Below are 2,581 nucleotides of genomic sequence, written 5' to 3'. Positions count from 1 at the left end.
TTCGCTCACCGTTACTCGGCCCGTCCCTGGGCCTCGCCCCTTCGGGGCCAACGCAGGCGTTGTTCAAAAATGCTCCCGGCATTTTTGTGCGGGCAGCCCGCTCGCAGGCTCGCGGTCTGTCCAGCTGGCTGCGCCAGCTGTCGACCCCCGGTCGGGGTTTCTCATCCCCCCGGGCGGTGCCACAGGCGAAAAAAAAGCCCGTACCTGCGTACGAGCTCTTCTTTAAATATGGCGGTGAGGGGGGGATTCGAACCCCCGATACGTTGCCGTATACACACTTTCCAGGCGTGCTCCTTCAGCCACTCGGACACCTCACCATATTGTTTTGCTGCTCACCTTGGGTGGGCAACGGGGCGCTACTATAGGGAGTTGCACTAAAACGGTCAAGCAGTATTTATTCTTTCTTTACCGTTCGGTCAAGCAATGAACACTGCCCCGCTGAAAACCGACGGGGCAGCGATTTTAACGCAGAGAATCAAGCTGTTTGCGATGCTTCACCAGCCTCGTGCGCTGCTTTAGCGCCACGCTGGCAGGCCGGGAAGGCACTGATGTCAGATTTGGCCAAAGCGTCCGCCGTTAAAATCGCGCACGGCTTCTGCGATCTGCTGCCTGGTATTCATCACAAACGGACCGTAGCCCACAATGGGCTCCCGCAACGGTTCACCGGCCAGCAGCAGCACTTTGGCATTCGCCGTTGCATGAAGATGAATCGCTTCTCCCTGCTGACTAAACACCACCAGTTGCCCTTCACGTGCCTGCTCTGCACCGTTGACCGTAATCTCACCTTCAAGGACCACTAGCGCACTGCTCCAGCCATCAGGCTGACGGAGCGTGATGTCATGGCCCTGATTCAGCTGCATATCCCAGACGTTCAGTGGCGAGAAAGTGTGCGCAGGTCCAGTCACCTGGTCATAGCTGCCGGCGATAACCCGGATATTTCCCGCGCCGTCCGCCAGGGCGACATCGGGGATGACATCCGCGGTGATGCTCTGATAGCCCGGATGAGTCATTTTGTCTTTCGCCGGCAGGTTGACCCACAGCTGGATCATCTTCAGTTCGCCGCCGGTGCGGGTAAACTCCGCCGAATGGAACTCTTCATGCAGAATGCCGGCGCCGGCGGTCATCCACTGCACATCGCCCGGGCCAATGACCCCACCTTTACCCGTCGAGTCACGGTGTTCAACTTCACCGGAATAGACGATGGTGACGGTTTCAAATCCGCGATGCGGATGTTCGCCAACCCCACGTCTGCCGCTTCCCGCCGGGAAGTGGTGAGGACCGGCGTAGTCCAGCAGCAGGAAGGGGCTTAACGGTTCGCCATGAGTCTGGTAAGAGAACAGTGAGCGAACCGGAAAGCCATCCCCAACCCAATGTTGGGCCGGTGCGGTGTAGACGCCTGTAATCTGTTTCATGGTGCTCTCCTGTGTCGCGATTTCTGATGACTATAAGATTAGATCTGCGGCCAATAAACCGGTAGATAGCAAAACTGGCCTATACTGTTCTGAAAATGGAACAATGGAGGAAGGATGCTCGATCTCAATGACTTAGCCTGGTTTGTCCAGGTCGTCGATCATGAAGGATTCGCCGCGGCGGGCAGGGCGCTCGATCAGCCGAAATCAAAATTAAGCCGTCGGATCGCGCAGCTGGAAGAGCGGCTTGGTGTGCGGCTGATTCATCGCACGACCCGGCAGTTCGTGGTCACCGAAGTGGGGCAGACCTTCTACCAGCACTGCAAAGCGATGCTGATAGAGGCCGAGGCGGCGCAGCAGGCGGTGGAAACGCTGCGTTCGGAGCCGCGCGGCAGCGTTAAACTCACCTGCCCGGTGACCTTATTGCATGCCCATGTCGGGCCGATGCTGGCGCGGTTTATGCTACGTTACCCGGGCGTCAATGTGCAGCTGGAGGCTACCAATCGGCGGGTGGACGTTGTTGGCGAAGGGATTGATGTTGCGATCCGCGTGCGCCCGCGTCCGTTTGACGATAGCGATCTGGTGATGCGGGTACTGGCCGACCGCGGACAGCGTCTGGTCGCCAGCCCGGCTTGTATTGCGCGAATGGGGAGGCCACAGGCGCCATCGCAGCTGAGTACGTGGCCGGGACTGAGTCTCGATGCCGGAAAGCATCAGCATAAGTGGCAACTGAGCGGGCCGGAGGGGGCAAAGGCGGAAGTCTATTTCACGCCGCGGATGGTCACGACGGACATGCTGGCATTGCGTGAAGCGGCGATAGCCGGCGTTGGGGTGGTTCAGCTTCCTCTCTTAATGGTGCGCGATCAGCTGGCTGCCGGGACCCTGGAGGTGGTACTGGATGCGTGGCAACCACAGCGGGAAGTCATTCATGCGGTTTTTGCCTCTCGTCGCGGTCTGCTGCCGTCGGTGAGAGCACTGGTAGACTTTCTGAGCGAAGAATACCAGCGGATGGAAGAGGATTGATAAGGGGGCTGTATCCCGGGCAAAGCACGCATGTCGACACCCGGTCGGGGCTTCTCATCCCCCCCGGGCGGTGCCACAGGCGAAAAAAAAGCCCGTACCTGCGTACGAGCTCTTCTTTAAAGATGGCGGTGAGGGGAGGATTGATTCGC

At 59.0% G+C, this 2,581-nt stretch carries 2 protein-coding genes and 1 tRNA gene; 1 reads left to right on the top strand and 2 read right to left on the bottom strand.

The window, feature by feature from the left end; translation table 11 throughout:
- Positions 1 to 229: 229 nt before the first annotated feature.
- Both ROR01S_RS25570 and ROR01S_RS25565 read right to left on the bottom strand, forming a co-directional pair.
- Positions 230 to 317, bottom strand: a tRNA-Ser gene (locus ROR01S_RS25570).
- 234 nt (positions 318 to 551) lie between these two features.
- A complete protein-coding gene (locus ROR01S_RS25565) occupies positions 552 to 1,412 on the bottom strand; it encodes a pirin family protein (protein ID WP_004860458.1) in 861 nt (286 codons plus the stop codon).
- 114 nt (positions 1,413 to 1,526) lie between these two features.
- Between ROR01S_RS25565 and ROR01S_RS25560 the strand changes: the two genes are divergently transcribed.
- Complete coding sequence (locus ROR01S_RS25560) at positions 1,527 to 2,432, top strand: LysR family transcriptional regulator (RefSeq protein ID WP_044351425.1); 906 nt, start codon at positions 1,527 to 1,529, stop codon at positions 2,430 to 2,432.
- Positions 2,433 to 2,581 lie beyond the last annotated feature (149 nt).

The sequence above is a fragment of the Klebsiella ornithinolytica NBRC 105727 = ATCC 31898 genome, from assembly GCF_001598295.1.
Lineage (GTDB): Bacteria > Pseudomonadota > Gammaproteobacteria > Enterobacterales > Enterobacteriaceae > Klebsiella > Klebsiella ornithinolytica.
Note: the sequence above shows the minus strand (reverse complement) of the source record. Positions and strands in the feature narration are given on the sequence as shown.